This is a genomic window from Lentzea sp. NPDC051213 (assembly GCF_044455585.1).
Classification (GTDB): Bacteria; Actinomycetota; Actinomycetes; order Mycobacteriales; family Pseudonocardiaceae; genus Lentzea.
Genome location: NZ_JBITEX010000005.1, coordinates 180,322 through 197,616 on the forward strand (window position 1 = coordinate 180,322; position 17,295 = coordinate 197,616).

At 68.9% G+C, this 17,295-nt stretch carries 20 protein-coding genes; 11 read left to right on the forward strand and 9 right to left on the reverse strand.

The annotated features are described in order from the left end of the window. The first annotated feature begins 6 nt into the window (after positions 1 to 6). Positions 7 to 1,407 (forward strand): dihydrolipoamide acetyltransferase family protein, encoded by a 1,401-nt coding sequence (locus tag ACIA8G_RS23160; RefSeq protein WP_396420726.1) that lies wholly within the window; start codon positions 7 to 9, stop codon positions 1,405 to 1,407. Positions 1,408 to 1,470: 63 nt separating this feature from the next. Here ACIA8G_RS23160 and ACIA8G_RS23165 read toward each other — a convergent pair whose 3' ends face one another. Further along, positions 1,471 to 2,061 (reverse strand): hypothetical protein, encoded by a 591-nt coding sequence (locus tag ACIA8G_RS23165; RefSeq protein ID WP_396420727.1) that lies wholly within the window; start codon positions 2,059 to 2,061, stop codon positions 1,471 to 1,473. A gap of 218 nt (positions 2,062 to 2,279) precedes the next feature. On the opposite strand from ACIA8G_RS23165, the gene ACIA8G_RS23170 reads away from it, so the two are divergent. Then, positions 2,280 to 3,200: a MerR family transcriptional regulator gene (locus ACIA8G_RS23170; RefSeq protein ID WP_396420728.1), complete on the forward strand. Its 921-nt coding sequence runs from the start codon at positions 2,280 to 2,282 to the stop codon at positions 3,198 to 3,200. A gap of 68 nt (positions 3,201 to 3,268) precedes the next feature. Beyond that, the gene (locus ACIA8G_RS23175) at positions 3,269 to 3,592 is read left to right on the forward strand and encodes a hypothetical protein (protein WP_396420729.1); all 324 of its coding nucleotides are present in this window, start codon (positions 3,269 to 3,271) and stop codon (positions 3,590 to 3,592) included. Here the strand turns inward: ACIA8G_RS23175 and ACIA8G_RS23180 are convergent, their stop codons facing one another. The 4 genes from ACIA8G_RS23180 to ACIA8G_RS23195 form a co-directional block, all read right to left on the reverse strand. Then, the gene (locus ACIA8G_RS23180) at positions 3,593 to 4,090 is read right to left on the reverse strand and encodes a hypothetical protein (protein ID WP_396420730.1); all 498 of its coding nucleotides are present in this window, start codon (positions 4,088 to 4,090) and stop codon (positions 3,593 to 3,595) included. It abuts the gene before it with no gap. 103 nt (positions 4,091 to 4,193) lie between these two features. Next, complete coding sequence (locus ACIA8G_RS23185; protein ID WP_396420731.1) at positions 4,194 to 4,901, reverse strand: thermonuclease family protein; 708 nt, start codon at positions 4,899 to 4,901, stop codon at positions 4,194 to 4,196. 101 nt (positions 4,902 to 5,002) lie between these two features. Next, positions 5,003 to 6,217, reverse strand: a complete 1,215-nt coding sequence (locus tag ACIA8G_RS23190; protein WP_396420732.1) for an acyl-CoA dehydrogenase family protein — start codon at positions 6,215 to 6,217, stop codon at positions 5,003 to 5,005. A gap of 21 nt (positions 6,218 to 6,238) precedes the next feature. Next, positions 6,239 to 6,868 (reverse strand): SCP2 sterol-binding domain-containing protein, encoded by a 630-nt coding sequence (locus tag ACIA8G_RS23195; protein WP_396420733.1) that lies wholly within the window; start codon positions 6,866 to 6,868, stop codon positions 6,239 to 6,241. Between the two features lie 100 nt (positions 6,869 to 6,968). Here ACIA8G_RS23195 and ACIA8G_RS23200 point away from each other — a divergent pair, with 100 nt between their 5' ends. Beyond that, positions 6,969 to 7,604 (forward strand): TetR/AcrR family transcriptional regulator, encoded by a 636-nt coding sequence (locus ACIA8G_RS23200; protein ID WP_396420734.1) that lies wholly within the window; start codon positions 6,969 to 6,971, stop codon positions 7,602 to 7,604. Here ACIA8G_RS23200 and ACIA8G_RS23205 read toward each other — a convergent pair. Both ACIA8G_RS23205 and ACIA8G_RS23210 read right to left on the reverse strand, forming a co-directional pair. Further along, on the reverse strand, positions 7,593 to 8,354 hold the full coding sequence (locus ACIA8G_RS23205; protein WP_396421257.1) for a MaoC family dehydratase: 762 nt from the start codon (positions 8,352 to 8,354) through the stop codon (positions 7,593 to 7,595). The two genes, ACIA8G_RS23200 and ACIA8G_RS23205, sit on opposite strands and share 12 nt — an antisense overlap. Further along, the gene (locus ACIA8G_RS23210; RefSeq protein ID WP_396420735.1) at positions 8,354 to 9,589 is read right to left on the reverse strand and encodes a 3-oxoacyl-ACP reductase; all 1,236 of its coding nucleotides are present in this window, start codon (positions 9,587 to 9,589) and stop codon (positions 8,354 to 8,356) included. The genes ACIA8G_RS23205 and ACIA8G_RS23210 overlap by 1 nt, the downstream gene beginning before the upstream one ends. A gap of 45 nt (positions 9,590 to 9,634) precedes the next feature. Here ACIA8G_RS23210 and ACIA8G_RS23215 point away from each other — a divergent pair, with 45 nt between their 5' ends. Genes ACIA8G_RS23215 through ACIA8G_RS23225 form a run of 3 tightly spaced genes read left to right on the forward strand, consistent with a single transcriptional unit; the run spans position 9,635 to position 12,118 of the window. Continuing rightward, complete coding sequence (locus tag ACIA8G_RS23215) at positions 9,635 to 10,849, forward strand: acetyl-CoA C-acetyltransferase (RefSeq protein WP_396420736.1); 1,215 nt, start codon at positions 9,635 to 9,637, stop codon at positions 10,847 to 10,849. Further along, positions 10,846 to 11,823, forward strand: coding sequence for a serine hydrolase domain-containing protein (locus ACIA8G_RS23220; RefSeq protein ID WP_396420737.1), 978 nt, complete (start codon positions 10,846 to 10,848; stop codon positions 11,821 to 11,823). The genes ACIA8G_RS23215 and ACIA8G_RS23220 overlap by 4 nt, the downstream gene beginning before the upstream one ends. 34 nt (positions 11,824 to 11,857) lie before the next feature. Beyond that, entirely contained in the window at positions 11,858 to 12,118 is a 261-nt protein-coding gene (locus ACIA8G_RS23225) for a hypothetical protein (RefSeq protein ID WP_396420738.1), read from the forward strand. A gap of 1 nt (position 12,119) precedes the next feature. On the opposite strand, the gene ACIA8G_RS23230 is transcribed toward ACIA8G_RS23225, so the two are convergent. Continuing rightward, positions 12,120 to 12,440, reverse strand: a complete 321-nt coding sequence (locus ACIA8G_RS23230; RefSeq protein ID WP_396420739.1) for a hypothetical protein — start codon at positions 12,438 to 12,440, stop codon at positions 12,120 to 12,122. Positions 12,441 to 12,511: 71 nt separating this feature from the next. Then, a complete protein-coding gene (locus ACIA8G_RS23235; RefSeq protein WP_396420740.1) occupies positions 12,512 to 13,123 on the reverse strand; it encodes an SIMPL domain-containing protein in 612 nt (203 codons plus the stop codon). Positions 13,124 to 13,266: 143 nt separating this feature from the next. Here ACIA8G_RS23235 and ACIA8G_RS23240 point away from each other — a divergent pair, with 143 nt between their 5' ends. From ACIA8G_RS23240 to ACIA8G_RS23255, 4 genes are all read left to right on the forward strand, one after another. Beyond that, positions 13,267 to 14,460, forward strand: coding sequence for an AAA family ATPase (locus ACIA8G_RS23240; protein ID WP_396420741.1), 1,194 nt, complete (start codon positions 13,267 to 13,269; stop codon positions 14,458 to 14,460). Between the two features lie 158 nt (positions 14,461 to 14,618). Then, on the forward strand, positions 14,619 to 14,765 hold the full coding sequence (locus ACIA8G_RS23245) for a hypothetical protein (RefSeq protein WP_396420742.1): 147 nt from the start codon (positions 14,619 to 14,621) through the stop codon (positions 14,763 to 14,765). Between the two features lie 233 nt (positions 14,766 to 14,998). After that, positions 14,999 to 15,850: an NAD(P)-dependent oxidoreductase gene (locus ACIA8G_RS23250; protein WP_396420743.1), complete on the forward strand. Its 852-nt coding sequence runs from the start codon at positions 14,999 to 15,001 to the stop codon at positions 15,848 to 15,850. Positions 15,851 to 15,901: 51 nt separating this feature from the next. After that, positions 15,902 to 17,290, forward strand: a complete 1,389-nt coding sequence (locus ACIA8G_RS23255; protein ID WP_396420744.1) for a S28 family serine protease — start codon at positions 15,902 to 15,904, stop codon at positions 17,288 to 17,290. Positions 17,291 to 17,295 lie beyond the last annotated feature (5 nt).

Below are 17,295 nucleotides of genomic sequence, written 5' to 3' on the forward strand. Positions count from 1 at the left end.
ACGGAAATGCCGCAGTACAAGCAATTCCCCCTGCCCGACACGGCTGAGGGACTGACCGAGGCCGAGATCCTCACCTGGCACGTGAAGCCGGGTGACACCGTCAAGGTCAACCAGATCATCGTCGAGATCGAGACGGCCAAGGCGGCCGTCGAGCTGCCGTGCCCGTGGGCCGGCGTGGTGACCGAGCTCCTCGCGGAGCCGGGTCAGACCGTCGAGGTCGGCGTTCCGATCATCACGATCGACACCGACCCCGGTGGCGCGGCCGCACCCGCTCCGGCTCCGGCACCCGCCGCGGTCGCGGAGGCCAACGGCACCTCGTCCGGCAAGATCGGCGAGGAGATGCCGGGCGGCCGCATCGCGACGCTCGTCGGCTACGGCCCGAAGTCCGGCGCCGCCAAGCGTCGTGCCCGCAAGGACACGGCCGCTCCGGCACCGGTTGCGGCCCCCGCCGCCGTTGTCGTCGCACCGCCCGCGCCAGCGCCGGCGCCTGCTCCGGCTCCTGTTGTTGTGCCGCAGCCGGTTGCGACGCCCGGTGGTTACGTGCCGCTGGCCAAGCCGCCGGTCCGCAAGCTGGCCAAGGACCTCGGCGTCGACCTGTACGCGCTCACGGGCTCCGGCCCGAACGGCGTGATCACGCGGGAAGACGTGGAGAACGCCGGTTCAGCTCCCGTCGTCGCCACCGCGCCGGTGTCCGTTGTGGACAACGGCTCGCGCGAGCGCCGGGTGCCGATCAAGGGCGTCCGCAAGGCGACCGCGCAGGCGATGGTGGACAGCGCGTTCACCGCACCGCACGTCACCGAGTTCCTGACGGTCGACGTGACGCCGATGATGGAACTGCGCGCACGCTTGAAGAACGCGCCGGAGTTCCGCGGCGTGAAGCTGACGCCACTTGCGTTCTGCGCAAAGGCGATCATTCTCGCCGCGCGCCGCACCCCGGACGTGAACGCGACCTGGGACGCGGCCGCGAACGAGATCGTCTACAAGGACTACGTCCACCTGGGCATCGCGGCCGCCACGCCGCGCGGCCTGGTGGTGCCGAAGGTCCGCGATGCCGACCGCATGTCCCTGAAGGAACTCGCGGTGGCACTGGACGAGCTCGCGACGGTCGCCCGTGACGGCAAGACGTCCCCGGCGGACATGATGAACGGCACGATCACGATCACCAACGTCGGCGTCTTCGGCGTCGACACCGGTACGCCGATCCTCAACCCCGGTGAGTCCGCGATCCTCGCGCTCGGCGCGATCCGCGACATGCCGTGGGTGGTCGACGGCGAGATCAAGATCCGCAAGATCTGCCAGCTCGCGCTGTCGTTCGACCACCGCGTGGTCGACGGTCAGCAGGGTTCGCAGTTCCTCGCCGACGTCGGTGCGCTGCTGGCCGAGCCCGGCATCGCGATGACCTACTGAAATCAGGCAGCGGGGTGCCTTTCCGTCGCCAAAACGACGGAATGGCACCCGGCTGCCTTTTCGCTACAGAATCGTTCCGGTCACTGCTTCCAATTGCCGGGACCCGCCGATGGTGCCGACAGCGGTGAGGATTCCGGCGTCGTTGCAGCGGTACCCCATCCAGCCGAGGCCGGCTACGTGGGCCTCCGCGCACGAGCTCCGCCCGGTGTTCCCGAACCGGATCGCCTCGATCCTCTTGGCCTGCCCGATGGTGCCGACCCGTCCGACCAGGCCGTCTCCCAGGCACAGCGTGGTCTGCCAGCCGTCGTTCTGGACGTGTGCCTGCATGCAGGTGTGAGCACCCGTGTTGCGGCCGAAGAACTCCACGGCCTCAAGCCTGCGGGACTGGCCTGTCGTGCCGGCGAACGCCCAGCTCCCGTCGTCGCTGCAGTCCCAGCCCTGCCAGCCGAGGTCCTGGACGTGGCCGCGGAAGCAGGCCACGGGATCCGCGCCCGAACCGAGGTTGGGCGGGGCGTCGCCGACGCCTACCGTCTCCGGCACCACATCACCGATGCTCACCGGCGTGTCCCACGGCTCGTCCGCCGCGGTCGCCGGCGCAGCGACCGCGGAGAGCAGCGCGGCGATCAGCCCGGCGGCTCCGATGGTGAGTTTCAACGCACGCGAAAAACCGCGCATTACTTCCCCCAGAGAAATGGCTGGTCGGCGCACACCGAATAGACCTTCGACGAAGGTCATGAATCGATGTTTGCCCCCCAGGCGAATACCGACGCGGCCCACGCTTCCACAGGACGGGCGGTTTCGTCACTAGTTCATTCGGCCCAACCGCGTTGCGAGTTGACTCTCCACCTACTGGAGACTGCACAGTTGTCCCCGTGACGCGCTACCAGATCGGTGAGCTGGCCAGGATGTCCGGACTCACCGTCCGCACCATCAGGTTCTACTCCGACTCGGGCCTCATCCCGCCCACGGACAGAACCTCAGGCGGGTACCGCACCTACGACGCCGACGCGCTGGCCAGGTTGAAGCTCGTCCGCACCCTGAGGGATCTGGGTGTGGACCTTCCCACCGCTGGCCGCGTGCTGGCGCGCGAGGTGTCGGTGACCGACGTGGCGCGTGCTCATGCAGATGCGATCGACGCGCAGATGAAGACGTTGCGGCTGCGCCGCGCCGTTTTGCGCGCCGTCGCCAAGGGAGGGGAGATGGAACTGATGAACGAGTTGGCTCGCATGTCGGACGAGGAGCGCCAGCGCATCCTCGACGACTTCTTCGAGGAGGTGTTCGGCCCGTACCAGCTGGACCCGCAGTTCGAGCAGCACATGCGGTCCGTGCGGATCGAGCTGCCGGACGACCCGTCGACCGAGCAGCTGGAGGCGTGGGTCGAGCTCGCGAAACTCGTGCAGGACCCGGACTTCCGCGCGTCGGTCAAGCGGATGTCCCAGCAGCACGAGGAACGACGCAACAGCGGCGCGGACATGGCTCCGCCGTCGGACGGTCAGATGGAGGCGTTCAACTTCGCGATCGCCCAGGCGCGCGCGGCGCTCGAAGCCGGCATCGTGCCGGAGTCGGACGAGGCGAAGGCCGTGGTGGACCGCGTGAACGCCAACTGGGCGGAGGCGCTGGGCGTGCCGAACGACGAACGCGTCGTCGAGCGGCTGCGCACGTTCTCCGACTTCGCGGACCCGCGTGCCGAGCGGTACTGGGTGCTGATCGCGAAGATCAACGGGTGGCCCGCCATGCCGGACCACTCGCGGGAGCGCGCCTGGCTGCGCGCGGCCGGCCAGCCGTTCGGCTAGACCACCTGCACTGCACGGGAACCAGCTGGGCGCCCAGCTCGTTCCTGTAGCAACGAAGGGGGTCGTCTATGTCTGTGTTTGAACTTCTTGGGGGAGTTCTCGGGGAGGCCTTCGGGCCGAGCGGGGAAGACCACACGCGCGGGGACGGCGACGTCTTCCTCGACGGCGAGTGGCGTGAGGGCGAGCTGTTCTTCGGCCCGACGAAGATCATCTGGGACGAGCGGATCATCTTCAGCGCCGAACAGGGCCGGGTCGAGTTGATCGTCGACCACGACCCGCCGCACCCGAACTTCGTGGTGCTGCACTTCCGGCGCGCCGAGGACGTCCTGCTGCTCGCGGTGCACCGCCGTGAGCTCAAGCGCGTGCAGGCGGTCCTGCCGCTGCCGGTGTGATCAGCTGGTCTCCTTGATCCGCCGGACCACCCCGGCGAATCCGAGCACACCACCGGCCACCGCGAGCCCGATGGAGCTGAAGATGCGCTGGTTCGCCGCCTGCGCCGCCTCGTACTGCTCCTTCGTGAGCACCTTCACGACCTTGCGCTGAGTAGACGTGTACTGGCCGTTCTCGTACTTGAGGTTGCCCGCCGCACTGCCGGACACCATGGTGCCCAGCGCGATGAGCCACCCGCCGTAGAACGCGAGAGCGGCCAGCACGATCGCCCACATCGGCAACGACTCGCGCAGGAACCGGAACGCGGTCTTGAGCCCCTTGACCCGCAGCGCGCCCCCGGACCGCACCAGCAACAGCACGAGAAGCGCCGCGGACGCGAGCACCAGCACGAGGTTCCACCACGAGGCCAGCACCGGCACGCCCATCAACGTCGACACGACGACGATCGCGTCGAGCACGATCAGCGCGACGGCGGCCCACTGCAGCGGCAACAGCTTCATGGCTCGGGAGGATATGTCCAACCTGGACATTTACCGAGCCATAACCGCGCACCGACACGGTGTGGTTCTTGGCGGCCCGCCGGTACAGGGGTACGGCGGGCCGTCACCTCAAGCCCTTCACGACGTTGCGCAGCTCGGCTTCCTTGCGGTACAGGGTCGGCACGACCTTGGTGACCTTGGCCAGCAACACCGTCTGGTCCACCGGCGCCACCGCGTCCCACGTCAGCCCGCCGGGCTTCGCGAGCTGGTCCACCAGCCCGATCGCGGTCTTCGCCGTGTCCGCCGCGACCGTGAGCTCGGTCTTGGTCCCCTTGAGCGGCTGGGCTTCCACGGCAGCGGCCGCCTCCGTGATCGCCCGCACCTGGCCGGGCAACGTGCACGGGATGTCCGGCGAGTGCAGTCCCTTCCGCTGCTCGGCAGCGGAGTGGTGCGCTTCCTTGGCCCTGTCGAGGAACATCGTGCCGTTGACCGACGGCACGGCCAGGCCCGCGGCGATCAGCGCGGCGTTGACCAGCGTGCCGTCCTGTGTGGACACCGCGACGAACGGCCCGTCCCGCACGACCGTGATCGGGGTGCCTTCCGGCAGCAGCTCGGCGAGCTTCACCGCGGATTCCTGGTGCAGGCACTCGGAAGCCGCCGGTGCGTCGACGTTGACGAGCTTGAACCTGGTGACGCGATCACCGTCGCGCACCTCGATCGTCTCGCCGTCGAGCACCTCGGCGACGTGGCTGACCACGACCGGCTTCGGACGGTCCACGACCGTCACGACGTAGGCACTGCCCGCGGCACCGGCCAGGACCGCGGCAGCCATGAGGTACACATTCGGGAGCATCTCGATTCCCCCTAACGCCGTTCCACTGCTCTGATCGGAGTAGTGGAACGCGGCGTTACAGGGTGCTCACGCTCGGTGGCTCACTTGATCTGGATGCCGGAGATCGCGCGCGACACGACGAGCCGCTGAATCTCGCTGGTCCCCTCGAAGATGGTGAAGATCTTGGCGTCCCGGTGCATCCGCTCCACCGGGTGCTCCCGCGTGTACCCGGCCCCGCCCAGGATGTGGATGGCCCGCTCGGTGGCCCACACCGACACCTCGGAAGCCTTGAGCTTCGACATCGACCCCTCGCCCGCGGTGAACGGCACGTTGTTGCGCCCCATCCAGGCCGCCCGCCACACCAGCAGCCGGGACGCGTCGATCTCCATCCGCATGTTCGCGAGGTCGAACGCGATCGACTGGTTCTCGATGATCTTCCGGCCGAACGCCTCGCGGTCCTTGGCGTACTCGAGTGCGTAGTCGTACGCGGCCCGTGCGACGCCAACGGCCATCGCGCCCACGGTCGGGCGGGTGGTCTCGAAGGTCGCCATCGCGGCCTGCCCGCCGGCCTTCTGGCCCTCACGAGCCCGCGCGAGCCGCGCCTCCAGCCGTTCGCGGCCACCCAGCACGCAACGCCCAGGCACCCGCACGTCGTCGAGGAACACATCGGCGGTGTGCGAGGCACGCATGCCGTGCTTCTTGATCTTGCCGGGCGACGACAGGCCTGGCGTGCCGGGCGGGATGATGAACCCGGCCTGGCCGCGAGCGCCCAAGGAAGCATCGACCACGGCCGTCACGACGTGCACGTTCGCGATGCCGCCGTTGGTGGCCCAGGCCTTCTGGCCGTTCAGCACCCACTCGTCGGTGGCCTCGTCGTAGCGCGCCCGCGTCCGGTAGCCGGCGACGTCCGAACCGGCCTGCGGCTCGGAGGCGCAGAACGCCGCGACCTTCGGGTCCGACTCGTCGCCGAAGCACTCCGGCACCCACTCGGCCAGCTGGTCCGGGTCACCGCCCGCGAAGATGCCGGCGGCCGCGAGGCCGGTGCCCATCAACGAGAGTGCGATGCCGGCGTCACCCCAGAAGAGCTCCTCGGTGGCGATCGGCAAAGACAACCCGATCGGGTCCGCGAACCAGGTCGCGAGGGCTTCGAAGCCGTAGAGGCCGATCTTCGCGGCCTCCTGGATCACCGGCCACGGCGTCTCCTCGCGCTCGTCCCACTCGGAGGCTGCCGGCCTGATCACGTCTTTGGCGAAGCCGTGCACCCAGTCGCGCAGGTCGGTCTGGTCTTCGTTCAGCTCGAGCGAGAAGCCACCCACTGGAACTCTCCCCAAAATTCGTCAGGCCTTCGGGATGTTGAACAGGCTCATGAACCCGGCAGCGAACCCCAGGTCACCCTTCACCTTCAGCTTGCCGGTCATGAACAGCACCGGGGCCGAGGCGTTGCCGGTCGCGAGCTTCAGGAAGTCCGCGGGGGTCAGCGTCACGATGGCGCGGGCCTCACGCGAGACGCCCTTGTTGATGACACACGTGGCGTCTTCGATGATGGCCTCGTAGACGTCTTCCAGCACGTGGAAGTGCACGACGGCACGGGTCGCACCGGCCCGGTCCGCGCGGAAGTGGACCTCCATGCGGCGGAACACCTCGTCCAGCACGCGCACGCGCAGGGCGGGGTCGGCGACCACGGCCTCGATCTGGTCCTTCGAGGCACGCGAGATGATGCGGGCGAAGTTGGACGGGTCCATCTTCGCCAGGTCGAGGTCGGCGCCGCCGTCGGCCAACGCACCCAGCACGTTCAGCAGAGCCGCGAAGTCGTCCTTGCCCAGCTTCTTCGGGTCGATGCCGCGGGCGATGACGTCGATGTTCACATCGGCGAGTGCCGGGTCGTCCGGCGAGATCTGCTGCAGCGTGCTGATCAGCTCAGCCGGGCTGAGCTTCGCGATCGCCTCGGTGGTGAGGTCGAGCGTCATTGACACACCTCCTGGTACCTACTCGTGAGTAAGACTACTGGCGAGTAGATAGCGCGGCAAGCCGATCGGATAATCTTGTCCTCCGAACCGAGGGGTAGTGATGCGCACAGAAGGTCGAGCCAAGCGCTTGCCACGCGCCGTGCGTGAGCGGCAGATCATGGATGCCGCCGTCGACGTGTTCTCGCGGCTCGGCTTCCACGCGGCGTCGATGGACGAGATCTCCGACGTCGCCGGCATCTCCAAGCCGATGCTCTACGCCTACCTCGGCTCGAAGGAAGAGCTGTTCGCGACCTGCATCCGGCGTGAGGCCACCCGGATGATGGAGGCCATCGCGACCGGCGTCGAGCCCGACCAGGAACCCGACGTGCAGCTGTGGAGCGGGCTGCGGGCGTTCTTCGGGTTCGTCGGCGAGAACCGGGCGAGCTGGCTGGTGCTGCACCGGCAGGCCTCGAGCCAGGGCGGGCCGTTCGCGGTCGAGCTCACGGACATGCGCAGCCGCGCCGTGTCACTGGTCGCCGCGCTGCTGACCCAGTCGACGAAGGCGCCCGCGACCAAGCTGGAGGCCGAGTCGCTGGCCGCCGCGCTCGTCGGGGCCGGCGAGTCGCTCGCGGAGTGGTGGCTCGATCACCCCGAGGAACCCGCCGGCGTCGTCGCGGCCCGCCTCATGAACCTCGTCTGGATGGGCTTCGGCGACCTCGTCGACGGCAACGTCTGGCACCCGCCGTCACGCCGCTGACCCGAGCAGGTGGGGACCCTTGCCCCACACCGCGAACTCCCAGCCCGTGCCGTTCTCGTGCGCCGAGAACTCGACACGTCCGGGGATGAGCAACGGCTTCTTGAACCGCACGTCCACGGTCACCGCTTCCGGCAGGCGGCCCTCCAGCGCGGCCAGGCAGCGGGCCTTCGTCCACATCCCGTGCGCGATCGCCCGCTTGAACCCGAACAGCTTGGCGCTCAACGGGTACAGGTGGATCGGGTTCCGATCGCCGGACACCGCGCCGTAGCGCCGGCCGATGTCGCCCGGCACCCGCCACACCGCCGATCCGACGGGCCGTTCCAGTTCCTCGCCCGGACCCGAGGAGCCGCCGGTCCGCCGCAGGTAGGTCGACACCCCTTCCCAGACACCGGAAACCGACGTCACGACGTCGACCTGGGTGCCCTGGGGGTGCTCCCGCAGATCGCGCGCGGACACCGTGATCTCCAGCGGTTCGTCCAACGTCAGCGGCCGCGACTGCGTGATCCGGTTCGCGATGTGCACCAGGCCGGGCAGTGGAAACGGGAACCCGCTGCCGGTCATCAGCTTCATCTGCAGCGGAAAGCCCAGCACGTGCGGGTAGGTCAGCGGCAACGCGTCGCGCAACCCGAACCCGCACACCGCGTTGTACGCCGCCAGATGCTTCAGCGAGACGTGCAAGGACGTCGAGACCGGCTCCGCGGAAAGCGAAGCCCCGCGCCGGAACGACGTGAGTGCCGCCTTGAGCAACATCACGCCCCCAGCAGCATCTGGCCGCACACCCGCACGACGTTCCCGTTCACACCACCGGAACCAGGCGATGCGAACCACGCCACGGTCTCCGCCACGTCCGACGGCAGACCGCCCTGCGAGAGGCTGTTCATCCGCCGACCGACCTCGCGCGTCAGCAACGGCACCGCCGCGGTCATCTTCGTCTCGATGAACCCCGGTGCGACGGCGTTGATCGTGGCCCCGCGACCGGCCAGGACGGGTGCGAGGGAGTTGACCATCCCGATCACGCCGGCCTTCGAGGTGGCGTAGTTGGTCTGGCCAACGTTGCCCGCGATGCCGGCGATCGACGACACCCCGATGATCCGCCCGCCGTCGCGCAGCACGTCGCCGTCGAGCAGTGCCGCGTTGACCCGTTCCTGACAGGCCAGGTTGACCTCGAGCACCGCGTCCCACAGCGAGGAATCCATACGCGCCAACGACTTGTCGCGCGTGATACCCGCGTTGTGCACAACGATGTCCACACCGCCGTGCCGTTCCTTCAAGTACGAGGTCAGTCGAGCCGGGTCGCCGGTGATGTCGAGCTGCAACGCCGACCCGCCGACGGAGTTCGCCACCTTCGACAGGTCCTCGCCGGCCGCGGGCACGTCCAGGCAGACGACGTGCGCGCCGTCGCGGGCGAGCGTGGCCGCGATCGCCTCGCCGATGCCCCGCGAGGCACCCGTGACCAGCGCGACCTTGCCCTCCAGCGTGCCTGTGGCGGCGTTCCCGGACACGTGGACGACCTGCCCGGACACGTACGCCGACCGTCCGGACAGCAGGAACCGCAGCGTCGACTCGACGCCGTCCTCGGCACCGTCGGCCACGTAGACCAGGTTCGCCGTCCCGCCCCGCCGCAGCTCCTTGCCGGCCGAGCGGACGAAACCCTCCAGCGCCCGCTGCGCCACGGAGTCCGGCGATCGCCCGAGGACGACCACCCGCCCGCACGGCCCGAGCTGGGTGATCACCGGGTGGAAGAAGTCGTGCAGCTGCCGCAGATCGGCGACGGAAGAGATGTCGGAGGCGTCGAACACCAACGCGCCGTACGGGGCTGTTCCTGTTTCGAGCTGCTTCAGGAAGGGCAGCCGGGTGGCGCCCCCGACCAGCACGGGTGTCGCGAGGGCGGCGTCGCGGCGCAGTGGATGCGGGTTCGGCAGGCCGAGCCCGCGCACGAGCCTGCGACCCAGCCCCGACGATGCGAACTTCTGGTAGCTGTCCACGACCTACAACCTACTCGCTAGTAAGTCTACCCGCTAGTAGGTAGTATGCCGTGCATGCGAGTAGCGATCATCGGCGGCAACCGCATCCCGTTCGCCCGCTCGAACGGCCCGTATGCGACCGCGTCCAACCAGGACATGCTCACCGCGGTGCTCGACGGCCTGGTCAGCCGCTTCGGCCTGCAGGGCGAACGGCTCGGCGAGGTGGTGGCGGGCGCGGTGCTCAAGCACTCGCGCGACTTCAACCTCGTCCGCGAGTCTGTCCTGGGCAGCAAGCTCAGTCCGCAAACTCCCGCGTACGACCTCCAGCAGGCGTGTGGCACCGGCCTCCAGGCCGTGATCGCGGTGGCCAACAAGATCGCGCTCGGCCAGATCGAGGCGGGCATCGCCGGCGGCGTCGACACCACGAGCGACGCCCCGATCGGCGTGAACGAGAACTTCCGCAAGCTCCTGCTCGAGTTCAACCGCACCCGCAAGGTCAGCCTGCTCGCCAAGCTGCGCCCCGGTCACGTCGTGCCGCACCTGCCCCGCAACGGCGAACCGCGCACCGGCATGTCGATGGGCGAGCACGCGGCCATCACCGCCGCGAAGTACGGCATCGCCCGCGAGGATCAGGACGAGCTCACCGCCCGCAGCCACCAGAACCTCGCCCGCGCCTACGACGAGGGCTTCTTCGACGACCTGGTCACCCCGTACCTGGGCCTGACCCGTGACCAGAACCTCCGCCCGGACAGCAGTGCCGAGAAGCTCGCCAAGCTCAAGCCGGTCTTCGGCGACACGATGACCGCCGGCAACTCGACCCCGCTCTCCGACGGTGCCTCCGCGGTTCTGCTCGCGACCGAGGAATGGGCGCAGCAACGCAACCTCCCCGTGCTCGCGTACCTGACGTTCGCCGAGACCGCCGCCGTCGACTACGTGCACGGCGATGAGGGCCTGTTGATGGCTCCGGTGCACGCCGCACCGCGCATGCTGGAGAAGGCCGGCCTCAAGCTGCAGGAGTTCGACTTCTACGAGGTGCACGAGGCGTTCGCGTCCCAGGTGCTCGCCACGTTGAAGGCGTGGGAGCCCGACCTCGGCGAGATCGACCGCGCCAAGCTGAACGTCAACGGCTCGTCGCTCGCGGCGGGCCACCCGTTCGCGGCGACCGGTGCCCGGATCGTGGCGACTTTGGCGAAGTTGTTGCACCAGAGGGGGAGCGGGCGCGGGTTCGTGTCGATCTGTGCCGCCGGCGGTCAGGGGATCACGGCGATACTGGAGCGATGACGCTGCAGGAAGTGCTGGAGTCCCACCGCGACACCGTGCCCACCGCGGTCGCGTTGATCGCCCGAGGTGACGACGTCGAGTTCGCGGCGGTCGGCGAGGACACGCGCGAGTCGGTCTTCCCGATCGCGTCGGTCACGAAGCCGATCATCGCCGCCGCGGCGATGCTCCTGGTCCAGGACAGGGCGATCGCGCTCGACGACCCGATCGCCGAGTGGCTGCCGGAGCTGGCCTCGCCAGTGGTCGTCCGCACGCCCGGCAGCCCGGTCGACGACGTGGTTCCCGCGACGAAGCCGATCACCCTCCGGCACCTGCAGTCGTTCCGCTCCGGCTGGGGCTTCACCGCGGACTTCTCGTTGCCCGCCACCCGGAAGCTCTTCGAGGCATCGACCGTGCACGGCCGCGATGACCTGCCGACCCCGGACGAGTGGCTCAAGCAACTCGCCGAGGTTCCGCTGCTGCACCAGCCCGGCGACGGCTGGCTCTACAACACCGCAGCGGACGTCCTCGGCGTGCTGATCCACCGCGTGACGGGCTCGCTCCCTGGCTTCCTCGCCGACCGGATCTACCGGCCGCTCGGCATGACGAACACCCGCTTCACCAACGCCGTCTTCCCGTCCGGCGCCGGCGGCCTTGAGTCCACTGTGGACGACCTGCTCGCGTTCAACCGGTACCTGCTGGCCAGTGACCTGCTGCCGCAACTGGCGGTCGACACGACGACGGCGGAGGAACGTGCGGAGGCGGAGATCTTCCTGGAAGGCCAGGGCTGGGGCTTCGGCGGCAGCGTCGACGTCGCCGAGATCGACCCGTGGAACGTCCTGGGCCGCTACGGATGGGTGGGCGGTTCCGGCACCGCCGCGCACGTCGTACCGGACCGGAACATGATCACGATCCTGCTCACCCGCACCGCCATGACCAGCCCCAGTCCGACGGCCGTCATGCGTGATTTCTGGCGCAGCGCCATGCACACTCTCTGAACCTGGGGGAAGTGCTGTACTGGGGGTAGTGCTGATGTTGCAGGTCGATCCAGAGAAAGATCCGGTGCTGGCCAGAGCCTTGACGGGCACCCTGCGCGACGAGTGGCGGCCGGCCGCCGACGCGATGGCGTCGGCGCGGGAGTGGGAGCGCCGCGCCTACATCGTGCTGACGCTGGCCGAGGCGGCCGCGCGCCGCGACGAGTGGCTCAGGAACTGGCTCAGGGCCCGTCCCGGCGACCGTGATGCCATGGCCGTGCGTGCCGCGATGGAGTCCTTGCACGGCACCAGTTCGTAGGTCAGCGCGACCACGGTGCTGTTCGCAGGCACCTCGGCACAGGTCTCTTCGCCGCCTTGCGCGCCGAGTACTTCGTTGCCGAGCCGCGGTGAGGCCGGATGCTCTTGCGCGCCGACGCCTTGCCCGAGCAGCGGGACGGCACGGGCGCGGTCTTCAGCGGCGTCAGGGCCACCGGGGTGGTGAGCTTGATCGGGCGAAGGTCGCCCTGGTGCATGCTCTCCATCTTCGTGACGCTGCCGTCCGCCTGGGCAGGCATCACCGCAAGGGTCGTCGCAGCCATCGTCGCCGCACCGACGACCATCCCGATCAGCAAGTTCCGCATGGCCGGAACGCTACGGAACCACGTCGTCAGCGCGGATCATGCCGCCGCATGATCCGCGTCAGACTTTAGGACTAGTCCAGCAACGACCAAGTAGCTGTGCAGGAGGCGGAAACGGTGATCTGCTGGGCCTTGAGGTTCAGCTGGTCGACCATCCCGGCCGGCCCGGCCATCTCGAACGACGCGGCCGCGCTCATCCGGGGCGAGTAGCCCACGCCGCCGTCGGTGTCGCCGATGCGCAGCAACGGCCCGAGCCGCCGCCCCAGCGCCAACGCGTAGCCCTCGGCGCGGCGCAACGCGTCCGCCACGGCTCCCTTCTGCGCCTCGCGGATGGCCTCGGTGTCGTCGACGAGCGTCCACGACGGTCCGTTGACCCACGACGGCTCGGCCTGCACCAGTTCGGCCAGCAGCCCGTCGAGCCGGTCGAGGTCCTTCACCCAGATCACGTACTGCTGGGTCGCCCTGCTGCCGACGCGCTGGTTGTTGTCCCAGTTGTCGTGCACAGAGAGCTGCCGCGACCGCACCTCGAAGTCCTCCAGCACCGGCTCCACGACGGAGATGCGCTGGTTGAGCGTGCTCACCGCCTCGGAGCGATCAGCACCCTGAGCCTCGAACGTCACGTCCACCTGGGCGCGGTCGGCGGTGCGCTCGACCTCGCCGGTCCCCTTCGTCACGACTTCAGCCACGTGACCAACCCTTCCCGTGCCCCGGTCCATCCGCAACTATTCATCTGTATTGCTCGATCACTAGAAAGCTGAATACAGATCCAGTCGAGGTTCGTCTGCGCGTCTCTACTGCGTGCACTAGAAACGCCGATACGGTGCGAGGCATGGACCCGGTGCGCAATCCGTTCGCCCCCGGTGCAGGCCAGCGGCCTCCTGAGCTCGCCGGCCGGGACAAAGAGGTCGGCGCCTTCGAGGTGGTGCTCGAACGCGTGGCCCGCGGCCGTCCGGAACGCAGCCTCGTGCTGACCGGACTGCGCGGCGTCGGCAAGACCGTGCTGCTCGGCGAGCTGCGGTCGATGGCGGTCAAACGCGGCTGGGGCGCGGGCAAGATCGAGGCCCGGCCGGAGGCCGACCTGCGCAGGCCGCTGTCCGCGGCGCTGCACCGGGCGGTCCGCGACATCGCCGTCCGCCACCGCGCGCCGGACCGGGTCGAAGCGATCCTCGGCGTGCTGAAGGCGTTCGCGCTCAGGGCCGCCCCGGACGGCGCCAAGCTCCGGGACCGCTGGCAGCCAGGCATCGACGTCCCGGCGGCGCAGGGCAGGGCCGACTCCGGTGACATCGAGATCGACCTGGTCGAGCTGTTCACCGACGTCGCCGAACTGGCGCAGGACGTCGGTACGGGCGTCGCGCTGCTCATCGACGAGATGCAGGACCTGAAGCCGGACGACATCAGTGCGTTGTGCGCGGCGTGCCACGAGCTCTCGCAGTTGGGTGCACCTCTAGTAGTTGTCGGCGCCGGACTGCCGCACCTGCCGGCGGTGCTCAGCGCCAGCAAGTCGTACTCGGAACGTCTCTTCCGCTACGTCCGCATCGATCGGCTCAGCCGCGAGGACGCCGACCGAGCGGTGCTCGCCCCGGTCGAACGGGAGGAGGCGGGCATCACCGACGAGGCGCTCGACGCGTTGTACGACGCGTCCGGCGGCTACCCGTACTTCATCCAGGCCTACGGCAAGGCCGCCTGGGACGCCGCGCCGGCCGATCCGATTAGCGCGATGGACGTCTCCGTGGCCGCTCCGGAGGCCGACGCGGAGCTGGCCGTGGGCTTCTTCGGCTCCCGATACGAGCGTGCAACGCCTGCTGAACGCGAGTATCTCCGGTCGATGGCCGAGTTGACCGACGGAAAGGATGCGGGGGTCAACACCGCCCAGGTGGCCGACCACCTCGGTCGCAAGCCCTCCTCGCTGTCGCCCGCGCGGGACTCGCTCATCAAGAAAGGCCTGGTCTACAGCGCGGAACGGGGTCAGATCGCCTTCACCGTGCCGCACTTCGGGAGGTTCCTGCTCGGTCGCGAGGACTGAGGGGGCCCACCCGGCGTTGTCCGGCCGTTCACGTTGTCAACCGGCGATTCATCGGCCTGTGCCCCAACTCACCGGATAATCGCGTGCGTTTGTAGGTCTGCAGGTGCATACTTGAGTCACCAGCCCGACAGACCTCCGAGAGGGAAGTGCAGACCGAGATGAACTTCGCAGCGAAGCTCCGCGCCCGCCGTGCCGAGGCGCGCAACCAGAAGGCCGTGGCTCGCGCGATCGACATGGCCACCACCCCGGCCATGCGTCACGAGCTGATGGCCATCGCCCAGGCTCAGGTCACCACCCTGCGCTGACTCACGAACCCGGCACTCGCTTGACGGCGCCCCGTCGCGAGTGCCTCCCCAAAACGGAAACCCCTGGTGCACCTCCCGCGCACCAGGGGTTTCATTCTGTTAAACGTGATCCAGGCCACAGTATGCTGGTCGTGTAACAGTGCAAGACCGTGGACCGATCTCACGGTTGACCTCGCGGTGCTGTCGGACCCCCGACCTGGCAGCACCGCGAGGTTTCTTGTTTGCTGGGGGACATGAAGATCGCCGTGCTCGGCACCGGCCTCATGGGTGCCCCCATCGCAGCCAACCTCGCCGCAGCCGGGCACGACGTCCGGGTCTGGAACCGCACGCGCGCGAAGGCGGAACCGCTCGCCGCGCAGGGCGCCACCGTCGCTGACTCGCCCGCGGCCGCCGTCGACGGTGCGGAGATCGTGCTGACGATGCTCAACGACGGCTCGACCGTCACCGAGGCGATGAACGCAGCCGCCGAGGCGTTGCCGCACGACGCGGTCTGGATCCAGGCGTCCACAGTCGGTGTCGACGCCACAGACGACCACATCGCGCTCGCCCGCTCGCTCGGGCTGGAGTTCGTCGACGCACCCGTGCTGGGCAGCGTGAAGCCGGCGACCGAGGGCAAGCTCGTCGTGCTCGCCGGTGGCGCCGAGGAACTGCGCTCTCGCGTGCAGCCCGTGTTCGACGTGATCGGCGCGCGCACGATGTGGGTCGGTGAGGCGGGTGCGGCATCGAGGCTGAAGCTCGTCGCGAACAGTTGGGTGCTCGCGCTGACCGCGGCGGTCGGGGAGGCCGTGTCGCTGGCCGAGTCGTCCGGGCTCGACCCGAAGCTGTTCCTGGAGGCCGTGTCCGGCGGCGCGATGGACAGCCCGTACCTGCAGATGAAGGGCAACGCGATCATCGCGAGGTCGTTCGAACCGTCCTTCACCGCGCAGAACGCGTTGAAGGACGCGTTGCTCGTCAGCGAGGCCGCTGACCGGGCGGAGGTGCGGCTCGACGTCGCGGAGGCCTCGGCCGAACGCCTCAACCGCGCGGTCGCGAGCGGTCACGGTGACGAGGACATGGCAGCGTCTTATTACGCCAGCTACGAATAAGCCGACGATCGGCCGGTCCGGTGAGGCGGCCGGGCTGCATAGCTTGGCCGGGTGAACAGATTCGTACGCTCCCTGCTGGCGATCGGCCTGGCATCGGCACAGGTTGTTGCCGTTGCGGCGATCGCCACCGCGGCCCCGGAAAGTGCGCCGGACATCAAAGATCGCATCGCCGCCATCCCCGGCGTGCGGATCATCAGCGAGGGCACTTCAGGCACGGCCAGGACGTTCGTCCTCGGCATCCAGCAGCCCGCGGACCACCGCAAGCCGCGCGGCGGCAAGTTCGAGCAGCGCTTCTCGTTGCTGCACAAGGCGGAGTCCAAGCCGATGGTGCTGCACACCTCCGGCTACCACCTGCCGGGCACGATCGGCGCGTCCGAGCCCGCCCGGCTGGTCGACGGCAACCAGATCAGCGTGGAGCAGCGGTTCTTCGCGCCCTCGCGGCCGGCGCCCGCCGACTGGGACGATCTGAACATCTGGCAGGCGGCCAACGACCACCACCGGATCGTCGGCGCGTTCAAGAAGATCTACGGCGCGAAGTGGCTGTCGACGGGTGCCAGCAAGGGCGGCATGACGTCGATCTACCACCGCAGGTTCTTCCCGCGTGACGTCGACGCGACCATCGCGTACGTCGCGCCGAACGACGTGGTGAACGACCGCGACGTCTACGGCGAGTTCATCAAGAACGTCGGCAACGACCCGGCGTGCAACAGGCGCCTCGAAGGCGTGCAGCGCCAGATCCTCCAGAACCGCGACGCGATCGTGGCTCGCCTGGAGGCCAAGGGCTACACGTACAAGCAGTTCGGCAACGCACACCGGGCACTCGAGGTCCTGGTGCTGGACACGCCGTTCACGTTCTGGCAGTACGGGACCCAGGACCAGTGCGCGCTGGTGCCCGGTGCAGCGGCTTCGGTGGACGACCTCTGGACGTTCATCGACAAGACCGTCGGCTGGGACTTCTACACCGACGCGGGCGTCGCGCCCTACGACACCTACTACTACCAGGCGGGTACGCAGCTCGGCTGGCCTGAGGCCGACGAGTCGGCGGTGCGGGATCTGCTGCGCTACCCCGGTGTCAGCGTGCCGCGCACGATGGTGCCCGCCGAGATCAAGTTCGCGCGCTTCGACCGGCACGCGATGAAGGACGTCGACCGCTGGGTGCGGTACGAGGGCAGCCGGCTGCTGTTCGTGAACGGGCAGAACGACCCGTGGAGCGCGGAACCGTTCACGCTCGGGCGCGGCACGCGTGACTCGTTGTCGTTCGCCGTGCCGGGTGGCAACCACGGCGCGAACATCGCGAAGCTGCCGGAGAAGGAACGTGCCGCGGCCACGGCGGCGGTGCTGCGCTGGGCCGGCGTGTCCGCTCCGGCGGCGTCGCTTTCCGTTGCGACCGCCGACGAGGACCCGGACTCGCTCGACGCGCTGCGGGCCCGCCGGGGCTGAGGCAG